A 21,052-nucleotide genomic window follows, 5' to 3' on the forward strand; every position below is an offset into this window, starting at 1 on the left:
TGTCTTGCCATCCAAACCCTTTATAATCAGCCCACATGCAAACCACCGGACACCCCCAATGACGCTCCAAAAGCCACGCGTGGCCATCGTTCATGACTGGCTGGTAACTTATGCTGGTGCCGAACGCGTACTGGAACAGATGATCCAGTGCTATCCCGAAGCAGATCTGTTTAGTCTGGTAGATTTTCTTCCCGACAACAAACGTGGCTTCATCGCCAACAAGCCCGTCCACACCTCATTTATTCAAAAACTGCCCAAAGCCAGGACCAAGTACCGTAGCTATTTACCCCTCATGGCTCTAGCCATCGAACAATTTGATCTCTCCAGTTATGACCTCATCCTCAGTAGTAGTCATGCCGTTGCCAAAGGTGTACTGACCGGGCCGGATCAACTACACATCAGTTATGTGCATTCGCCCATTCGTTATGCCTGGGATCTCCAGCATCAATACTTAAAGGAGTCCCGACTGGATCATGGTATCAAGGGATGGATAGCGCGCATTATCCTGCACTATGTACGTCTTTGGGATACCCGCACAGCCAATGGTGTGGACAGTTTCATCGCCAACTCTACCTTTGTTGCGCGGAGAATTTTCAAGGTGTACCGGCGTCAGGCACAAATTATTGCGCCACCGGTAGACATTTCCAGCTTTACTCTGCAGCAAGAAAAACAAAACTATTATGTAACCGCCTCGCGCATGGTCCCTTACAAAAAAGTAGACCTGATTGTCGCGGCCTTCACGGCCATGCCCGACAAAAAACTGATCGTCATCGGTGATGGACCAGACTATGAAAAAGTCAGGGCCGCTGCAGGTCCTAATGTGCAGTTACTGGGCTTTGCCGAAAGCCAGGTGTTGCTGGAGCATTTGCAGAATGCGAAAGCCTTTGTATTTGCAGCAGAAGAAGATTTTGGCATCGCACCGTTGGAAGCCCAGGCTTGCGGTACGCCAGTGATAGCCTTTGGCAAGGGGGGGGCGCGTGAAACCATCGTTCCGCTGCTTGAAGGTAATGCCCAACACAATGGACCAGAAATGCAGAAAGCTACCGGCGTCTTTTTTTACGAACAAACCCAGTCAGCTATCAGGGCAGCCGTAGAATACTTCGAAAAAAATATTGCGCTGATCAAACCCATCAACTGCCGGGAAAACGCTTTGCGTTTCGGCTCTGAACGCTTTTGTGAAGAATTTAAAGAGGTTACAGAAAAAGAATGGATAAGCTTTAATGATAAAAATTAAAAATATAAATAAATTCAATAATTAACGAATATTAGAGTAAAAATTTTTTCTTTTAAGAGAAATAAATCGCGTCGACAAAGAATGTGGAAGCATACACAAAATGAAACCTATAACACATCGAAGCGATCTGTATTTCTTGACACAAGGCGCAAATAGTTTACGCGCCTCCTTCTTATTACCAGAAACTAAACGAGCTTTTGCACTTCTGAATGTAGCATTGGCAATCCTTTTATTAATCAGTTCATTCTTATCCGGAAACCACTGTTCATGAAGTAAAAAACCATAAATATATCTTTCTGAATCAGGGAGCCTGGGTGTACCACCGTTAGTTTCAGAATCTCCATGAACACGGTAACTTGCTAAACGATCAGGAATATAGTAGATAGGTAATTGCGAATGCACATATACGCATGCCATCCATAAATCAGCACACACGCCAACGTCTTTATAGGCCATTGAAGTATCAATAAGGGATTTTCTGAATACGCTTGTCGAACCAACAGATATAGATCCGTTAAACAAGTCTTCAACCGGATTTTTTAACTCTCCCTCCATCAGGGAATTTCGATGCCAATATGTTGTATTACTGTCACTTAAATAATTTTGTATAATTCCATGCTCGTCAATAATCCAGTGATCACAAAAAATCAAAGCCAAATGTGGTTTATTTTCCATAATATTTACAGAACGCTCCAGAAATTCAGGAGCGATCAAATCATCATCATTCAAGACAGTGATATACTGCCCATTAGATTCAGATACGGCATTATTGCAACTTACAAGGACACCCAGACGGATTTTATTAGATCGATAAGTCAACCTTGCGTCCTCGAAACTATCGCAAATATTTTTAATATCTTCTGAATCAGAATCATCAACAACAATAATCTCAATATTTTTTAAAGTTTGCGCGAGCGCCGATCGGATAGCATCACCAACATAACGTGTGCGCCTAAAAGCAGGAATGATGATTGTAGCCAACACTTCCATACTAGTTATTGTACAATTATTTTCATTCACTTTAATGGCCCAAAAAAGAGTTCATATTAAAATAATGACAGCAATTATCGGACTCATTAGATGACATACAATCATATAACTCAACATACTTTTTAGAAACAATTTCCCACGATAGATTCATGGCCGAATTACGCGCAGCAGTTGCCATTTCCTTGCGCTTTGAAAGGCTCATTTGAGCATAGCCCTGCATAAACTCTGCAATAGACTGATAGTCGTCAGGATCATCAAGAATCCATCCACCATTAGCGGGGATCTGAAATGAAGCCCCAACCGTTCTGGCGGTAATCACCGGCACAGCACAAGCCAGAGATTCAGAAACAATCATGGCCCAAGGATCATAACGTGAAGGGAAAACCAGCAGATCGACGGAATGCAAAAAAGCCGTCACATCTTCGCGATAGCCCATAAAATGTACGCGATCAGCAAGATCCATGTCTCGAACCATATCGGGGTAGGGACTATGCTCGAGATATCCAAGAACAATCAGGTGCCAGGATCTGGCGACAATTAAAGCACGCAATACCGTTTCTAGATTTTTTCGTGAGGAACGCAAATCTCCTGCAAATAAGGCCACATCATTCATCTTCCTAAATTCAGGCAGTTCTCGTCCAGCAGTCCTGGGACAATATTCCAAAACATCTACGCCGTTAGGCAAAATAATAATTTTTTTTGGATCAACACCAATACCAATCAACTCTTCAGCAACATTCGGAGACACTGCAGTCACCCATCGCGCCTGTCGATACGATCGGCGCTCCAACACTGCATTTATCCAAGTAAATACCTGATGATATGCCTTCTTGAGCCCCTTTTCAGTACGGGTTTCATTGTATGGAGAATCTTGCCATGCTCCATGGACGAAGTGCGCTGAATTGATTTCAGCCGGATACCAGGTAATGAAGCCATTCGCATGCACCAAATCGAAAACTAGCGATGTTCTCTTCAACCACCACCAGCTACGCAAGGCAAACAACTGGTTACGCAACAACTGGGTAGGCCAGCCCGAGACAGGTACAGGGATCCACGTCACACCCTCCAGACTAGCTATCTCCGGAGCACATTCACTGGCCAGAAGAGTAATGGCATACCCTGCGGAGTGGGCCGCCAGCAAAATTTCATAATTAACTCGCCCCTGACCGTCCCCTTTTTTCAACTTATGGGTAATGATGCACACATTTTTCATGACTGCAGAACTCGTTGATACAAAGTCAGAGTTTCTTGGGTCATGCGTTGAACGGTGAGCCATTCAATACCAGTGCATGCACGTTTGGCAAATTGTTCGCGCAAATTCTGATCGCACAAAAATCGATACAAGTGATTACTCAAATCAGTGACATCTCCGGCAGTAAACAACTGTCCCGCTTTTCCACCTTCCAAAGCCTCAGGAATACCATCCACATCACTGGCAATAATGGCACAGGCATTTTCTCTCGCCTCCAGAACAACCAGCGGAAAAGGATCTTTGCGGGAAGCGAGAACAAAAATATCCGCACTTTTCAAATAAGAGTGCGGCTGAGGCTGGAAGCCTTCAAAAAAAATGTGGTCCTTACGTGAACTGTTTCTTGCCATCTCCTCAAAAACCGCACGATCTGGCCCCTCTCCAACAATATACAAATAGCTGGGGAGGTCCGCAGGCAAGTTTGCAAAAGCGGCTATCAGATCGCGAATACCTTTCCTTTCATACATCCCGGCAACCGTAACAATGGCCGGATGAACCAACGGCTTGGCTTCGACTCCTTGCATACGGGGGCTATTGATTGTGCCATTACGGACCACATGCAATTTTCTGGCTGGTATTCCGCGCCCTATCATGGAACGACAGACTGCATCACTGACTGCAATTACCGCATCACCGACAGACATAATTCGCGCACTTTTTTGAAATTCATTATGCACATGGGTAATCAACCGGTAGCGCCTACGTATTCGCAGTAATTTTGCAAGCAGGGCTCCTGTCATCATATGGGCATGGATGATATCGGGACGGGTTTGCTGTATAACCCATTCTAGATTAACGAGCATTTTAGGAAAACCAATCAATGACTTGCTAAAACTCATAGAATGGTGCTTCACCCCATGGCAATCCAGAAGCCTTTCATATTCTCCACCGCCGGAGGCATAAAAAACATCATGCCCAAGCGCACTTTGTGAGCAGGCCAAGTCAACAGCAACGTTTACGATACCATTACCGACCTCGAGGACGTGATTAGTGATATGCAAGATCCGCATTTTTTTACTCCCGTGCAGATCGCTACCGAGTTTATCCTCAGTCATTTTTCATACCTTCCGCCTGACGATAGTGAATGCCGGCAATAGCAGTTCCTGCAAATGCCCAAAACAGCATCCCGGTACTACCAATTAAAGTATCCACAAATATTAAAGTGGAAAACACCGCCAGGCTGATCCCGGAAGAAATGGCTATAAATGGATCTTTTTTTGACCACTTATTATTTAATATGGATATTAATGTCCAGATAGTACCCAGAAAAAATAAAGTTCCTCCTGCCCATCCGAGGACATAAGGAATCTCCATGATACCACTGTCAAAATTGATCACATGCCCTTTTTGACCAAGCCGGGCTGCAGTACCGGTACTGCCAATACCTGCTCCCAATGGTGTTTCAAAGGCCTCTAAAAAGAACTCTTCATAAAACTTCGTTCGCGCTTGGTAACTGGCATTTTGCTTTACATTTTCAATGGAATTGAAACGCGCTTCCAATCGATCATAAACTGGTTTGTAAAGCAGCATAGGTGTTGCAAGTATAAAAATTACAATAATCCCTGCGAGATAACGCACCATGTGTGCTGGTTTCAGCCGGGACAAGATATAAAGCAAACCAATAAACCAACCACCCCAGGCTGCTCGAACAATAGACAACAAAAAAGCCAAATAACCAAAAAGTGCTGCAGGAATTCGCCAAAAACCGCCTCCAGCAAACAACATAAGCAAGGTTCCCATCAATTCAAAGGCGAAAGGCCCTGGAGAATTCATTGTGCTGAAAATACGAACCTGAAAGGGTTCTGGACGACCGATACTCAACAATTTTGAGGCAGTCATCCAGTAGGTATCCCAGGGTAGAGGATGGGCATATTGAATCAGGCCATACCCCCCCATAACCAGGGTTCCCCAAACGAAAGTGTGATACAGGGTGCGACGAACTTGCGGATAATCCCGCCAGCGAATAGCCATGTGCAAGCCAAATAAAACCGGAAGTAGCCAGTTCAGCAAACCATAGGTGGCAGGCATAAAACCTGCAGTCAACATTCCGACTACATAGGCATAAAAAATGCCTACGACCACCAGCGCCATGGGAAACAGGGTCTTTCGACGCAATTCCGGGAGATAATTTATTACAGTAAAAAATGCAAGCCCCGTCACCAAATAAGGAGTAAGCATAATTGGATCAACGGGCTGAAATCCAATTTGATAATCCACCAGGCGCCTTATTTCCGGCGTAACGAACCAGAGCCACCACATATTACTGACATATAATGTTGGGAAATTCCGATACAGCTTTACCCCTAAAACAAATCCAAAAAGTGGAAACAAGTAATTGGTTAATGAGCTTAGGTGGGCAAAATAAAAAGCAAATGGAAATGTCCAATAAAGCACAATATAAAGCCATATCCCATTTACGCCTCGACGATAGTGAACACTCGAGCTGAGGTCTTTCAATATCGTAGCCAAGAACGTACCCCCATGTAACGGCCATACAGGTTATCCCGAAACTTGGCAAGTGCCTGTTTTTTTTCTCTCGAAACATAGCGCAGCATTTGTATCATTCCGTAACTTTCACTGGTCCCGACCAGGATGGCCCAAGTCAGAAACACCATTCGGTTAATGCTTGGCAAATAACCTAGCAACACCAGGGTTTCATTATGAGAACGATTACGCACTTCTTCGAAATTATAAACATCTCTTGAACGATCCTCAAAAAGTTTTCCCGGATAGTGGTTTACTCGTATTTCCGGATCATACAGCAGGCGCCAGCCTCTTTGGTGCAAACTCAGACCCAGAGAAAGTTCCCAGTGCCATTGCGCACCCCTTCCACGCAAGCGTCGGTCAAAACCAATCTCTTTCAATACAGACAAACGATAAGCACCATTGACTCCTTTCAGCAAATCGACAAATTGTGCCTTGTCTATACGTAAATGATGATTGGCAATAATCTTTCCATACCACAATACTTTCCCAACGCGACGAACCGGGTCATCTAGCAGCGTACCATTTTGACGAATAAAGTCCCGTCCGCCAACACCAGCAAGCGTTTGATCTTTTTGAAAAGTTTTCTCGATACGCTGTAACCAATCCGGAAAAGGTGCCGAATCGTCGTCAGTAATCGCCAGTATATCCCCACCTGCTGCATTCAGACCCAGGTTCATCGCCGTAACAAGCCCAGGAAGATCCACGATGACCACATGCAGTGGCAGGGATGTTGCTGCATCACCATTAAGCACGTCATGGGTTTCCAAGTCATCACGTCGCGCCACAACGATGATTTCATCGGCGGCACGATACTGATCACCCAAGGCACGCAGGCATCGCTCCAAATCCTTTGGGCGACGATAGGTAGGAATCATCACAGACACATGCATTATTATTCCTTTATCATTTGGTGCGGAATTGGGTTGTCAGGGAACATCCATGTCTGCATACCATTATAGCGTCCACGCAAGGCATCCAGAATCTTACGGAAGGCCAAGCTCCCTTCTCTGGGCAAATAGCGCATTACTTGCAGCAAACCATAGCTGTCCCGGCTGCCAACCATAAGAACGTACACCATACAAGCGAAGCGTCCGAACATGCTCAGGTATTTCAGAAGAATATATGTTTCATTTTGCGCCCGTTTGCGAGTCGAGGCAGACCAGTAACCATCCTTCTGATCAGAAAACAGTTTGCCGGGGAAATGTTCTACCACCATGTCGGGATCATACCATTGCTTAACACCTTGTTTTTTGAGTGCCATGCCCAGCGCCAGCTCCCAAAACCATACTGTATCCTGTTGCCATTGCAAACGCTGATTTAGACCTGTAGCCATCAGAATATCATGACGATAAGCCGCATTAACCCCGGAAAGAGAATCAACTTTACGGGCACTCGAACAGGGTAAATGATGATTTGCGTAAATTTTTCCATACCAGGTAACCCTGCCCATCACATCGCAGTAAGGCGTATTTTCAAAGTTAGAAGACACCGGCAAATCTCTTCCTCCCACACCCGCCATCTCGGGCATACAAGCAAAAAGACTCTCTATCCTCGCCAACCAATCCGGCCGAGGCGCAGCATCATCGTGCGTGAAGGCGACCACATCACAAGACATCAAATGTAAAGTTTTCAGCATGGCCGCAATAGGGCCAGATTGATCTTTGTAGATCAGGGTATAAGGGATAGCTGAACCAAGTATGTTTTTCAGCAAATCAGCAGTTTCGGTATCACGGGGATGAATCAAGATGAACAACGCATCAAGCTTGCGAGTTTGCGCCATCAATGCCGACAGCATCCTTTCCATATCCCGAGGCCTGTTTCCACCATTTATCAAAACATTGATTCTCATATTAGCCTTCTTAAAAGATTTTTAAAAAAAGATTTATATTCTCTGTAGCATTGAGATGATTTGGCATTCTCTCTAATATAGCCCAATGCTTTAACGCCAATTAAAAATGATTTTTTTATACCACAAAATCCTTCATGCTTGATCCTTGATAGTAATAAATGCGCCATGGCAATAAACAGAAAAATCCACGATTTTAAACGCTTATTATCCACCATATAATAGCGTTTAAACGTCACATAAATCCTTGATGATTCAGTATATGGACTATAATAATCTCTATTTACTACAGAAGGATAATGGTAAACGTTAGCTTTATCGCAATATTTAACAACAGCTCCGTAATGGCGGCATCTGGCGCAAACATCTACCTCGTCATACCCATACACCAACAGGTCATCAAAACGGACTTTACTCAACATGGAACGAGGGAAAACGGTAGCCATAATATTTACTGTATTAAGCTCTTCTCCAGGTTGGTAAAATACATTCTGAAAGCCCAGAAAACTTTGATCATGCGGCTTTATACTCACCCCATCTTCTATCTGATTTCCCGTAACCATTGTGTTTTGTAAATTTAATTTATCTTTGGCTACCAATTCGTCAACAGCAGCAACAAATCCAGGATCAATTTCTGAATCATCATCTAGAAAAATTAAATACATACTGCTAGCACTATCAATGGCACAATTCCGGTTAGCACCAAGCCCTTTTTTTGGACCAGTGACATATTTTGCAACAGGAAACTTCAATCGAATCATTTCCGCAGTTCTGGTGTCTGTGCTGTCATCAGAAACAATTATTTCATTGACTTCTTTACCACATGCAAGGACCGATAACAGACATCGTTCCAACTCATCCGGCCTGTTTCTGGTGCATATGCATACACCAAGGTTACCAGCAACAGTCTGATTACAATTTTCCTTTTCACTTCTCTCTAACATTTTACAAGCCTCTTTACTTCTGCACAAAAATGCAATCGCGCCACCATATAAAGAAATCTTAAAATATCATTTTTGTACCTCTTTGAATTTATTTCCAGCAACTTTTCCAACCCATATAAATACCGTATTTCTCAATTCAGGGGAAACATATCCTACCCAAATTATAGAAAGAATAATCAGCAAGGTTGAAAAAAAGTACCAAGCCATCTCTGCTTTATAAAAACTCCAAGCCAAAAATTCAGCAATAAAAATCCATGCCACTGATTGCCAAAATATTTTGTTCATGAACACAGGAAGTCCAGCCCCAAAAAACAAAAAAATCATATCCAGAACAGATACAAATAATAACCCAATACCTCCTCCAATCAAGCCTAAATAATGAATAGCTGTCCACAGCACCAAAAAATATGGAAGCAACTCCAAAATACGTAATTTTGCTGCTATATCCGGGCGTCCACGTGCTTGCAACAACATGGAGGGGAAGTAATTCAAGCCGACTATCCAGATTGTTGCAGCGATGATCAATCCAACCGGCCCGGCTTTTTCTGCTACCGACCAGCCCACCCAAATGCCGAGAAAAGGCTGCAAAACAAGAATGAGGGCACAAATCAACGGCGTCTGAATAAGGAGCAAGAGGTCCAAGGAATGTAAGGTAATTTCTCGTGCATCATATTCATTCCCAGCCGACAACTTAGGAAACAATGCACGGGTAACTGCGCCAGGAACTATGGCACCTTGACGCGCCAGACGCTCTGGAAGGGCAAAAAAAGTAACAGCAGCTGGACCCACCATACTCCCAAGCATGAATTTGTCCATGGCACCAGTTATCGGCACCACCATACTTGAAATAGTGGTCCAACCTCCATATCCCAACAACTTTTTTACCCAGTGCCACTGAGGTAACTCAGGCTTGGCCGCCCCAAGAATCCGGATAGCTACAACGCCCATCGGCAACGCACCAAACAACAACCTGGATAGTACCGTCACAGCAATAATCCATGTCAAATTGGGGCCGTGGAGATAGGCTGTCAATAACGGCAGGACTTGCAAAAAAAAGGTACTTGCTACACCCAGTGCATTGAGCATCAAAAATTTTTGGCGGCCATCTATTACTCCGGAAAAAATTCCGCTTACTGTTATTACAGGAACCGCCAGCGCCAGCCAAGGTAAGGCACCCACTACCGATGCGTGCATCTCGTTGGACATTTTAAACAGGTGTTCGAATAAATAGTCTCCCAGAAAAAAAAGGACTCCCGCACCTATTATCCCCAATACCAGGTTAGTCCATACCCCTGTCCAGAAAACGCTGGCCATCTCTTTGTGATTAGAGAGTTTTGAAAACTGGTTAGCTGATGCCATGCCCAACCCAAGATCAAAAACCCCAAAGTAGCCCAGAAACAACCAAACTATCGCCAGCACTCCATATCCATCCACACCTATTAGCCGCAAATACAAAGGGACCGTTACCAGTGAAACCACAATAGGCAACAAACTGCCCATCAAGTTATATAAAGTGTTAAGTTTTAGGCTAGCAGCCATGACCCGGAATCCTCAACAGATTGGCGCTTACAAGGTGCGTTATCGTCATTTCAACGCTTTCTCTGGAACTGACTAATGAGGCTGCGCACTCGGTTCTCCAGATCCAAACGAACGGAAGATCTGGGGTGATAGTGGTACACCCCTCCCTGAGAGGTTGGAGCCCCATTAATTAACAAGGCCTGTGGGCAACCAATTTCCGCCACCCCTTGTATGTGCTCTTTAAAAGCCGACCGAGGGGTTTCACCGACGCGAATTACAGATACCAAGCGGTCGACCAACCGGGCGATAATCAGGCCATCAGACAGCACAGGAAACGGTGGTGTATCTATGAGTACATAATCATACTCGGAACGAGCTTTATCAATTAGTTCAGCAAAACGCTCCTTGCCAATCAGCTCCACTGGACTATCGGGAGTTTGACCAGAGGGTAAGCAAGTCAGCGGTACATCAAATCTAGTCATGACGCGCGTACAGTCCTCCAATTTTGCATTACCTGCCAGATATTCCGCTAATCCCGGACTTTGTTTGCAATCAAATGCCGAATGTAACTGTGGATGCCTGAGATCAGCATCAATCAACAGTGCGCGTTTTCCGTCTTTCGCTAAAGCCACGGCCAACTGACTGACCACAGTTGTTTTTCCATCTCCCTGGAATGCCGAAGAAAACATCAATACCTTGCCTGCATTTCCCGCTCCGGAATCAAGATAAAGCTTCCCGCGCAACAAACGCAACGCCTCTCCATATGTGGAACGAGGATCAGAAGGAACAATTGGCTTGATTTTTGCTGAATCGCCCACGCTCTGAAAGGCTTCATATTCTGGTAATTTTCCAAATAGTGGTATCGAAGGATATCTACTCAGAATTCCTTCATCCGAATGAAACCCTTTGTGCAGGAGAAACCTCGCAAAGACTACAGCGAGACCAAGGAGTAAACCCAAAAAAGCACCTATGAGAACAGCCTTAGAAGCCTTTGGTGAAACCGGAACACTATGGACTAATGCAGTATCTAATATGCGATTTTTGGTAATCGTGCTCGCCCTACTGATGGCAGCTTCCTTCTGTTTTTCGAGCAGGAACATATACAATTTGCCTAACACTTCCGTGGATCGCGTGAGAGACAGAACCTGTAAGGCTTCCCTAGGATATTGCCCCATCTTGCCCTTGTATTGTTCAATCGCGCCATCCAGCGACTTGAGTTGCTGTTGTGTTTGTACTTCCTGATTATGAATCACGCTGCTAATCGCAGATCTGATAGAGGCAATTTCCTTATCCAGTTGCTGAATTTCCGGGGCGCGGTCAGTGTACATGGTCGCCAATGAAGCCTTGCGGTTTTGGGCAGTCACCAATTTTTCAGAAAGGCTATTGAGCACACTATCATTCAACGAAGTGACCAAATAAGAATCAACATGGCTTCCACCTTTACCACTGAGTTCGGAAGACACTTGTTGAAGATTTTTTAGCTTTAGATCAAGAGCATTGCGTTGGCTTTCATAATTGGTCATCTGGGTGATCATCGCCTGAGCATTCGAAGTCACCGACAACAAGCCACTGTGACTCTGATAGCGAGCCAGTTTACCGTCCGCTGTTGCCAAAGCGGTTCGCACTTTTTCCAGTTGTCCATTCAAATAATCATAGGTAGATGACGCTTGACCCGTAGCCCATGCATGTGTTTGTTCCAGATAACTCAACATCAGGCTATTCAGGAACCTTTGGGATACATAGGGATTGGGATTTTTGAAAGACAAATAGATCAAATAACTCAGCGTAGGTGTCCCACCATTATCCTTAATGTCTTGGCTTACCGAAATATTGCCAGCAAATTCCTTGTAAACAGCCAGAGGCGAGCTGACTGTCAAATGATAAATACTATTATTACCAGGAATGAACCCTTGAGCATCTGGTTTAATGATTATACGTAGGTTTGGGCTTACTGCAGGCTCATCAAGCACACCGTTCAATATCAAATTTTTATCATCGAAAATTTGATAGTGACCATCTTTAGTAAATTTCAGATCCAATGACTTTCCATAGATATCAGGATTTACGGCTTTTGCAAGCGTAGCTCGCAAACCGGTTTTCTGATGTTCATAAATATTAAAGGAATGACCGCTAACCAGCCAATACCAAAAATGGACTACAGGACTCTGATCTGGATTTAAAATGGAAACATTTACTCCCGACCGCACGATGGCCCGTTCAACCACCTGGCGACTCTGCATAATCTGGACCTGAGTCTCAAGGTTGGGGGCTTGAACCAGGCCAGGCACCAGTGACAGACCTTCCGTGGCAGCAGACACGGCTGCTTGATCCTTTTCTGCATTACCCAGATAGACAGAACCGGAAGACTCGAATACAGGCACCGAAAACAGGGTAATAAGAATGGCTAGAACAGCACCAACTCCGGCGAGTCCCAAGGGTAAACGCCAATGTCTTTTCAACGATCGAAGCAGTGCAGAAAGATCAATTTTTTCTCCTTCATCTCCCATACGTTCAGAGTTGTTGGCAATTGATGGCCGCCGTTGCAGATCGACGTTCTCGGACGGATGCATATTTTCAGTGTGATCAGTCACGGTATCTATTCCTAATTATTGGATTGAGACAAATACTTAATGGATACAAAAGGATTCAATATCCCTGATATGGCTTGCAATGATGGTAAAATTTGCTGTATTACCTGATTCCAATTGCTGACAACCGTTTGCGGCACAAATACTACATCACCTGATTTCAGAAAAAATGGCGCAGCCTTCCCTTGAAGAATGGCTTGTGCATTGACTGTAATCAATTCTCCGCTGGCACCTTCCGAACGAATAATACGGATATCACTGAGCTGTGCGTTGGTAAGGGATGTAGTGTCCATGCCCGCTGAAGACAGTGCCTGCAACAATCCCAAGCGCCCATCTACAAAAGGCACAGGACCTGGCTTGTTTACCGCCCCGAATACAAATGCCCTCATTGTGGCAACGCTGGGTACAACTACCGTGTCGCCACTTTCCAAGGGTATATTCTGGTTCAAATTGCCATCTCTGAGTAGCTGATGGAAGTTGACCGGCAATTTCTTACCGTTTTGTACGATATAAGCCCCACGCAAATCGGCCTCTGGTAGATTCACTGTGCCACCCAAAGCCATGGCATCCAGCAGGCTCAGATTTCTATCAGAAAATTTCAGACCGGGCGCAGTAAATTCACCGAGCAAGTAATAGCGAATGCTATGCGCAACTTGAAGCTGAACAGTCACATCTGGATGGATAATGTATTTGGCATACATTCTGGTAAGTTTCTGCTGCAGCTGGGCAGTTGTCAGTCCTGCTACATGAATCAGACCGAGTTCAGGTAATTGGATGTTCCCTTGATTCGTCACCAAAGCACCAGGGATTCCCGTACCATTTGTCACACCTGCAGCGGAAAGCATTGGGTGCAGATAAACCGAGACCGATACCACATCTCCGGCGCCCAAATGATAAGCTATGTCAGGATGAAGCATTTTTTTAATCGTACTGGCGGGCAAGGATTCGGGTTTAACCGCAATTACCGGACTGGGCAGCCTCTTTGTAGAGACTGCATGATCAGCGGAGAAAGTCGAAGCGCAACCCGCAAGTAAAATTGGTACACCAGCAACCACCAGCAACAACTTTAATCTGTTGATCATGTAGAATAATCCTTAAGTACTAACGATACGTTATCAACTTGCCTGCATCTCAGCTAAGACCTACAACCCAGACATACAAAAGCAATAGCAAAAAAACAGCGATCACAAACAACCATAGCGCTTACAAAGCAAAAATCATACCAATATATAGGAATCCATATCAAGAAGCGTAAAAAATATATATCATATTATAAAACAATAATTTGAAAATTTTAGTTCTGGCAAATTGAATCCCGCACACTATATTCAAGACGAGGGAAAAGGTCTTATAACAAACAAAATTAAAATTATGTATCGCATAGCTTACAAATCGAAAACAATAACTCACAACCGGTAGCTTCTCTGCTCGGATCCTCATTGAATAAAAATCTATTCATCTATCCTCCGGGTAAACTGAACAAATCGGCCTTGAAAGTCAAGAAGATATCATTTATACATACGTAGTAACTGACATCAGCAAGCAAGAGAAGGGCAAGGACCTGCAATTCTGGCGTTCACAAACGGTATAACAATGAACGTATTCTAAATAAAATTCTAACTTTACAGAATGTTGCAACAATCTCAAGACAAAAATCACTATTATATGTTACAAAAATAATACAACTCTATGAAGCCTTCTAAAGTGTTATATTTTTTAACAGCATGTTTTTATTATATTAATTTTTTGGCACGTTAAATGCTTATATTCCTGCCTAGATAGGCTTTTATTCATCACACTGGCCGTATTCAATCATTGCAAACTTAGTAATTTTAAAAATATTTGGAGAATGATAATGACAACTTCAGGTCGCTTAACCGTTGAATATGAACACCTTAATGAATTTTTCGATGCCAAGAATGTTCTAGTTACTGGCGGCTTCGGCTTCGTTGGTGGTCATGTAACAAAACGTCTTGTGGATCTGGGTGCCAACGTGACAGTGGTCGATATCAATACAGATCCCCAAAGAGATTCAATCATGAACTGCGCTTCTATGGATCTTCGTTCCAAAGTACTCGTCCAGAAAGCGGATGTAGTTGATGTTAACGCCATGAAGGAAATCATTCATGAAGGCCGTTTCCACTTCATTTTTCATTTTGCCGCGTACGCTACAGTGATTGAAAAAGCAGTAAGCGCGCCTTACGACACCATCATGGCTAATACTATGGGCTGGGTAAATGTACTTGAAGCCTGCCGGACAGCTAATCATAAGCCAAATATGATTTTCCTCTCCTCTACAGATAAAGTTTATGGAGAGATGGAGGGCGATTCCTACACTGAACATTTAACTCCGCTCCGAGGCATCGGCGTGTATGATTCAGCAAAACTTGCCGCAGATGTATTTTCGAGGACTTATCACGAAGCCTTTGGCTTGCCGACAGTCACTCTACGCATGTGTAATATATATGGTCCCTATGATTTCAACATGGGTTACCGACTTCTACCCAAGGCCATGGCCAATATATTTGGAAATTCCGAGCCGACAGCTCCGGAACTTTATTTCGATGCCATTGAACACCATCGCGACTATTTGTATGTAGACGATCTGGTGACTGCCATCCTGTTACTGGCGCATGGTAAAAAATGTCGTGGCGAAGTCTACAATCTTTCTGCTGGAACCTATCTGCCTACCCCACAAATGCTGAAAACCATCGTCGAGCAGGCCGTGCAAGTGGAAAAAGAATTCGACAGTGACCGGGCTGAAAAAATCCTGAATAATGGTATATCCATACACGTACGCAGCACTGGCGCTACGGTACATGCCATTACCAAGCAACATCTTAATGGAAGCAAGATTGAAGATGCTACAGGTTTCAGGTCACAAGCTGATTTTCTGAGTTCGTTGCGCGAGACCATTCGCTTTTACCGAAATTATCTTAAAACCAAGAATGAAGGTTGCTGATATGAATCCATTCTGGAGTGGGCGCCCCTGCCTCGTCACTGGGGGGGCCGGGTTTGGCGGTTCCCATCTTTGTGAGCATCTCCTGAATTTAGGAGCCCTAGTATATGTGCTTGACCGTTGGTTACCCACCAACTCATATCTTGTCCTCACAGACATGATATCGAAGGTCAATTATATTCAAGGCGACATCAGAGACATGGATTTGCTTCGCTTAACCTTGGAACGCTTTGAGATAAACACGGTTTTTCATCTTGCAGCGCAGCCTATCGTTCCTATCAGCAACATCCTTCCACAGGAGACCTTCAGCATCAACGCTCAAGGCACATATACAATCCTGGAAGCTGTAAGAACAGTAAGCTGCACTGAACGACTTGTTTTTGCATCAAGTGGGGCCTATTACGGAGCCACATCAACCGATAATGCCATTCTGGAAAATCACCCACCGCTACCAGCCACCAACATTTATGCGCCTTCAAAGGTAGCAGGTGATGTGGCGGTTAGAACGTACGCACATGTATATGGTATGAAAACTGCTGCGTGCCGTTTTATGAATACATATGGCCCAGGCGATAGTAATTTCAGCCGAATAATCCCCCGCGCGATTAAAAACATGATAACCGCTGCACCCTATGACTTTGGATCACGCGACGATGGCAGTTCGCGAATTGACTGTCTTTACATCGGTGACATGTCACACGCCTACACTAGTGTTGCCGAAAATCTGGAAACAATTGCTGGCGAAGCTTTTAATTTCGGGACAGGTGTACCCACTGCTCTGAAGGAACTCACTAACAAGGCCTCTCAGGCTTACGACGGAAAAAAAAGAACACCTATATTTTCCGGTCCTATCAAGTCTGTTCCATCCATTAAGTATCTCGACATCAGCAAATCGCGACAGAAACTTGACTGGTATCCCAAAACAGCGCTTACAGAGGGTCTGGAGAAAACCATACATTGGTACCAGAAACACTGGGATAATTTTTAATCTGGAAAAATAATGACCTATAATATACGAACACTACAACTGGGTTCATCATGGTTCCCTGAACATTCTGGGGGACTCGAAAGATATTATTTTGATTTGATCCAGCATCTAATAAACCAAAACATTCAAAGTCGTGGTCTCGTAATTGGAACAAATGCAGTAGAAAAAAGCACCAACAATCGGGTCAGCGCTTTTTCACAAAAAAATTTACCACTTTTGCAAAGATTGTACAATGCTCGCATTGCAACAAAAAAATTAATCAACGAGTTTAATCCAGATCTTGTTTGTGTCCATTTTGCCTTATATGGTTTTCCTGCCGCTGATTTACTTTCCCGACAGGCTCTGGTGGTCCACTTCCATGGGCCATGGGCTCAAGAAACAGCAGTGGAAAATGGAAAAAACAGATCTGCTATAAAATATTATATTGAAAAAAAAGTTTACCGCAAAGCAAACCAATTAATTGTTCTTTCAGAAGCATTCAAGGAGATTTTGATAAAAGATTATCGAATTCCGGTTGATAAAATTTCTGTCGTACCCGGTGCTATTGACACTGAAAAATTCAATATATCCATTGGTAAGGTAGAAGCTCGGAAAAAACTGGGATGGCCCACTGATAGACCTACCCTCTTCGTTGTCCGTCGTCTTTCCAGACGGATGGGGCTGGAAAATCTTCTAATAGCATTAAAAGACGTCCGTAAAAAGTTTCCTGATGTACTCCTGATGCTTGCAGGCAAAGGCAATATGGCCAATGAGCTTGCTAAAAGTGCTGATGAGATGGGCTTGAAAAACAATATTCGCTTTCTCGGCTTCGTACCAGATGATAAACTTTCAATGGCTTATCGTGCTGCAGACTTCACTGTTGTTCCCAGCACTTCTTTAGAGGGATTTGGTCTCATAACGGCAGAATCCATGGCAACTGGCACACCTGTACTGGTTACCCCAGTAGGGGGGTTACCAGAAATCATAAAACCTTTCAATCCTGAATGGATAACCAGAGATATCGGGAGCAAAGCAATATCTGAATCAATTATTAGCATTTTATCCGGGACAACAAAAATGCCTTCGCCTGAGTCTTGCCAAGTCTATGCAAATCGTTACGATTGGAAAGCAGTTACTCCGAAGATTTCTGCAATTTATCGGGAGGCAATGTCATGAATATTTTATTCGTTGATCAAACAGCAAAACTTAGTGGTGGTGAATTAGCGCTTTTGGACATTGTTACACCATATAAAGATGGTAGCAAAGTTATTTTATTTGAAGATGGTCCACTCCGCGCTGAACTCGTAAAACGTCAGGTTAAAGTTGAAATAATTATTCCAAATGGCGCCCTTAATAATATTCGTAGGGGTTCTCGTATTCCCATGGCAAGCATCACTTCATTGGTTCGTCTAGCCAGAAGCGTAGCTCAGGAAGCAAAAAATTTCGATTTTATCTTTGCTAACTCACAAAAGGCTGGTCTTATCTCTGTTCTTGCTGGACAATTAGCGTCCAAACCTGTCGTCTGGTACTTGCATGATATTTTGAATTCCGAGCATTTTGGCAAGGCTCAATTGCTGGCCGCTCGATATACCGCAAGGAAGTCTACGCAAATTTTGGTCAACTCGAAGTCAACAAAAGAAGCTCTCCAGATTTTGACTGGTCGTAACGATAATACTCATTTAATTTATAATGCTTTTAATACGAAACCATTTGTCCAAACTGCTAATTCTCAGGAAAACCAGCGTGAGGCCTTAGGCTTTGATAGTCGGCCTCTGGTTGGTGTTTTTGGCAGACTATCCCCCTGGAAAGGGCAGGATGTATTCTTGAGGACGCTTGCTATGATGCCGGCAGTACACGGCTTGATTGTTGGCAGCCCCATGTTCGGAGAGGATGCTTACGCTCAACATCTGGAACAGGAAATCAAAACTCTTGGCCTGGAAAACAGAGTAAAGCTGCTCGGCTTTCGGAGTGATATCCCTGAACTTATGAAGACTTGCGATATAATCGCACACACGTCTATTGCACCTGAGCCTTTTGGTCGCGTAATCGTTGAAGGTATGCTTTCCGGAAGGCCGGTAGTTGCCAGCAAATCCGGGGGGCCCAATGAAATCATAGAAAATGGCGTCACGGGAATGCTCTATACCCCGGGCGATTCTCAGGCTCTGCAATCTGTTCTTTCTGAGATCATTAATGAACCAGAACAGGCTTTGCTGATGGCGCAACGTGGCAGGGAAACAGCTCTCAACCGGTTTTCCCTTGACAATATGCACAAACGTCTGGATGACATCATCACTGTTTGTTTTAACCAGCAAAAAACGACCCTTTGTGGAGAATCTGTCTAGTTTCCGCAGAAGATATCATCATTGCTCTCGATAGTCGTCACAGGATATGCTGGTTCTCAGGTTTTCTCTGCGGCTTGCCTATCGGGAATTGTCCATGCCGAAGCTCGGAGAATGAACAATGGCCACCATAAGAATCAGTATGCGCACACACTCTACCTTCCAATGGTCTAGCTGGACGCCTTTTATTATGGCGCTGGGAGATATTTTAGCCTTTCTTGCCGCTTTTTACTTTGCCCGGCTTTCTCACGCACTCTACTATGATATTAATCCGCTGTGGGTTCTTCAGCATTGGTGGGGGAGCCTGGCTCAAATTAACACATTGCTTTTTTTAATATTAACCGTCTCCGTCATTATCAGCTTTGCCATCAAGGGGCACTATAGCCAAAGAAAAGCTTTTTGGGATGAAGCAGGAGATGTGTTAGCTGTTCTCATTCTTTTTATTGCCCTTAATTCAGCTATCGCGTTCATTGGGAAATGGCCTCTTTCAAGACTGTGGTTATTTTCCACATGGGGTCTTGTATTTTTGTTTCTACCCGTCGCCCGACATTCCACGCGCTGGATGCTGGCTCGTCTTGGGGCCTGGGCGAAGCCCGTTGTCATTATTGGTTGCGGAAAAAATGCTCTCGAAGCCATTCGCGCCCTGACCAGCGAACCCTTACTGGGCTACTCCATCAAAAAAATCCTGATTCCTGACAATGCCTGCTTGTCAGCTGAAAGACAGAATTATCCACCGGTTGGAATGGAGCCTCTGAGTCATGACCCGATCGGCCAATTAGCGGATTTGGGCAACCCGCACGTTGTTTTGGCATTGGACATGGAGCAATGGGAGGCACAAGAACACTTGGTGCGCACCTTGGGTTTTGGTTATCCCCGTTTGACCATTGCACCGCCTTTGCGGGGTTTACCGCTTTTCGGTCTGGAAGTCATGCATTTTTTCAGTCAGGAAGTTTTTATGCTGCGGGTACGCGACAACCTCGCCCGACCCGGTCCACGTATTCTGAAACGCATATTTGACCTGCTAGCCGCGTCTTTGATCATCATTGCGGTCTCCCCTGTTCTTGCTTATTTATCCTGGAAAATAAAATCTGAAGATGGTGGAAAAATATTTTTTGCACAAGAGCGGGTCGGTCATAACGGAAAAACTTTTCGTTGTTTCAAGTTCCGGAGCATGGTGCATGATGCCGAAGCAAAATTAAGTGAATATTTGGAAACCAATCCAGATATAGCTGCTGAATACTCCAGAAATTTCAAGTTGAGAAACGACCCGCGAGTGACTCGAACCGGGCGTCTGCTAAGAGCCACCAGTCTGGACGAACTACCTCAATTATTCAATGTGTTACTGGGTCAGATGAGTCTGGTTGGGCCGCGCCCCCTGCTGGCACGCGAAATCAACCGATATGGTGACGGTATTAATCTCTACGCCCAGGTAAAGCCAGGTATAACGGGTCTCTGGCAAGTGAGTGGACGTTCGGAAACCACCTTTGCAGACCGTGCAGATCTGGATGCCTGGTATGTAAAAAACTGGTCTCTATGGTATGACATCGTCATTTTGTTGCGCACCATCAAGGTGGTTTTTTCGAAAAGCGGGGCCTACTAAACATAAGACGCTACCAGCAATGGTGTCTGGTCTAAGATCCTGACACCATTCGGCCGTGCTCGTGCTCATGTCCGAACAGGTTTAACGCCACATAGTAAGATCAGGCATCCACCTAAGACGGACTACGACGAGAATCTCAGCATCTACGACAAAAACTGTTCCGCTGCTGGTGTGTCGCAGCTGTCCGACAGCTTGCATCCCCCGCGCGGCTCTTCTACAATAGCCTCATTCCGTTAACGCAGTTTGCGTTATGCGAGTAAGAACGCTCCCTCCATCAGGAGGTTTGGGTACGACAGGTCTCCTGATCGTACCTTTTTTAATTTTAGGCTGG

At 44.4% G+C, this 21,052-nt stretch carries 16 protein-coding genes; 6 read left to right on the plus strand and 10 right to left on the minus strand.

From position 1 onward, the window contains the following. Positions 1–58: 58 nt before the first annotated feature. A complete protein-coding gene (locus GCD22_RS13985; RefSeq protein WP_153940846.1) occupies positions 59–1,234 on the plus strand; it encodes a glycosyltransferase family 4 protein in 1,176 nt (391 codons plus the stop codon). Positions 1,235–1,255: 21 nt separating this feature from the next. Here the strand turns inward: GCD22_RS13985 and GCD22_RS13990 are convergent, their stop codons facing one another. The 10 genes from GCD22_RS13990 to GCD22_RS14035 all read right to left on the minus strand — a co-directional run bounded on the left by GCD22_RS13990 (position 1,256) and on the right by GCD22_RS14035 (position 13,938). Then, entirely contained in the window at positions 1,256–2,254 is a 999-nt protein-coding gene (locus tag GCD22_RS13990) for a glycosyltransferase family 2 protein (protein ID WP_140391099.1), read from the minus strand. A gap of 1 nt (position 2,255) precedes the next feature. Further along, complete coding sequence (locus GCD22_RS13995; RefSeq protein WP_031574473.1) at positions 2,256–3,437, minus strand: glycosyltransferase family 4 protein; 1,182 nt, start codon at positions 3,435–3,437, stop codon at positions 2,256–2,258. Next, positions 3,434–4,528, minus strand: a complete 1,095-nt coding sequence (locus tag GCD22_RS14000; protein WP_226855992.1) for a glycosyltransferase family 4 protein — start codon at positions 4,526–4,528, stop codon at positions 3,434–3,436. The genes GCD22_RS13995 and GCD22_RS14000 overlap by 4 nt, the downstream gene beginning before the upstream one ends. Further along, positions 4,521–5,942: a hypothetical protein gene (locus GCD22_RS14005; protein ID WP_140391100.1), complete on the minus strand. Its 1,422-nt coding sequence runs from the start codon at positions 5,940–5,942 to the stop codon at positions 4,521–4,523. Before GCD22_RS14005 ends, GCD22_RS14000 begins: the two co-directional genes overlap by 8 nt. After that, positions 5,927–6,850 (minus strand): glycosyltransferase family 2 protein, encoded by a 924-nt coding sequence (locus GCD22_RS14010; RefSeq protein ID WP_031574466.1) that lies wholly within the window; start codon positions 6,848–6,850, stop codon positions 5,927–5,929. Before GCD22_RS14010 ends, GCD22_RS14005 begins: the two co-directional genes overlap by 16 nt. Before the next feature lie 2 nt (positions 6,851–6,852). Beyond that, positions 6,853–7,809, minus strand: coding sequence for a glycosyltransferase (locus tag GCD22_RS14015; RefSeq protein ID WP_080707854.1), 957 nt, complete (start codon positions 7,807–7,809; stop codon positions 6,853–6,855). Then, a complete protein-coding gene (locus tag GCD22_RS14020; protein ID WP_051690714.1) occupies positions 7,806–8,750 on the minus strand; it encodes a glycosyltransferase family 2 protein in 945 nt (314 codons plus the stop codon). The genes GCD22_RS14015 and GCD22_RS14020 overlap by 4 nt, the downstream gene beginning before the upstream one ends. 66 nt (positions 8,751–8,816) lie before the next feature. Beyond that, on the minus strand, positions 8,817–10,289 hold the full coding sequence (locus GCD22_RS14025) for an oligosaccharide flippase family protein (RefSeq protein ID WP_051690713.1): 1,473 nt from the start codon (positions 10,287–10,289) through the stop codon (positions 8,817–8,819). 50 nt (positions 10,290–10,339) lie between these two features. After that, positions 10,340–12,859: a GumC family protein gene (locus GCD22_RS14030; RefSeq protein WP_081577460.1), complete on the minus strand. Its 2,520-nt coding sequence runs from the start codon at positions 12,857–12,859 to the stop codon at positions 10,340–10,342. Between the two features lie 11 nt (positions 12,860–12,870). After that, the gene (locus tag GCD22_RS14035; RefSeq protein WP_226855993.1) at positions 12,871–13,938 is read right to left on the minus strand and encodes a polysaccharide biosynthesis/export family protein; all 1,068 of its coding nucleotides are present in this window, start codon (positions 13,936–13,938) and stop codon (positions 12,871–12,873) included. Between the two features lie 773 nt (positions 13,939–14,711). Here GCD22_RS14035 and GCD22_RS14040 point away from each other — a divergent pair. The 5 genes from GCD22_RS14040 to wbaP all read left to right on the plus strand — a co-directional run bounded on the left by GCD22_RS14040 (position 14,712) and on the right by wbaP (position 20,721). Continuing rightward, positions 14,712–15,818, plus strand: coding sequence for an NAD-dependent epimerase/dehydratase family protein (locus GCD22_RS14040; protein WP_031568571.1), 1,107 nt, complete (start codon positions 14,712–14,714; stop codon positions 15,816–15,818). A gap of 1 nt (position 15,819) precedes the next feature. After that, positions 15,820–16,803, plus strand: a complete 984-nt coding sequence (locus tag GCD22_RS14045) for an NAD-dependent epimerase/dehydratase family protein (RefSeq protein ID WP_031568573.1) — start codon at positions 15,820–15,822, stop codon at positions 16,801–16,803. A 12-nt stretch (positions 16,804–16,815) separates the two neighbouring features. Beyond that, positions 16,816–17,958, plus strand: a complete 1,143-nt coding sequence (locus tag GCD22_RS14050) for a glycosyltransferase family 4 protein (protein WP_081577461.1) — start codon at positions 16,816–16,818, stop codon at positions 17,956–17,958. Continuing rightward, positions 17,955–19,124: a glycosyltransferase family 4 protein gene (locus tag GCD22_RS14055; RefSeq protein ID WP_153940847.1), complete on the plus strand. Its 1,170-nt coding sequence runs from the start codon at positions 17,955–17,957 to the stop codon at positions 19,122–19,124. The genes GCD22_RS14050 and GCD22_RS14055 overlap by 4 nt, the downstream gene beginning before the upstream one ends. A gap of 118 nt (positions 19,125–19,242) precedes the next feature. Beyond that, positions 19,243–20,721, plus strand: coding sequence for an undecaprenyl-phosphate galactose phosphotransferase WbaP (gene wbaP, locus GCD22_RS14060; RefSeq protein ID WP_226856043.1), 1,479 nt, complete (start codon positions 19,243–19,245; stop codon positions 20,719–20,721). Positions 20,722–21,052 lie beyond the last annotated feature (331 nt).

Origin of the sequence: Acidithiobacillus thiooxidans ATCC 19377 (genome assembly GCF_009662475.1) — a bacterium.
GTDB classification, from domain to species: domain Bacteria; phylum Pseudomonadota; class Gammaproteobacteria; order Acidithiobacillales; family Acidithiobacillaceae; genus Acidithiobacillus; species Acidithiobacillus thiooxidans.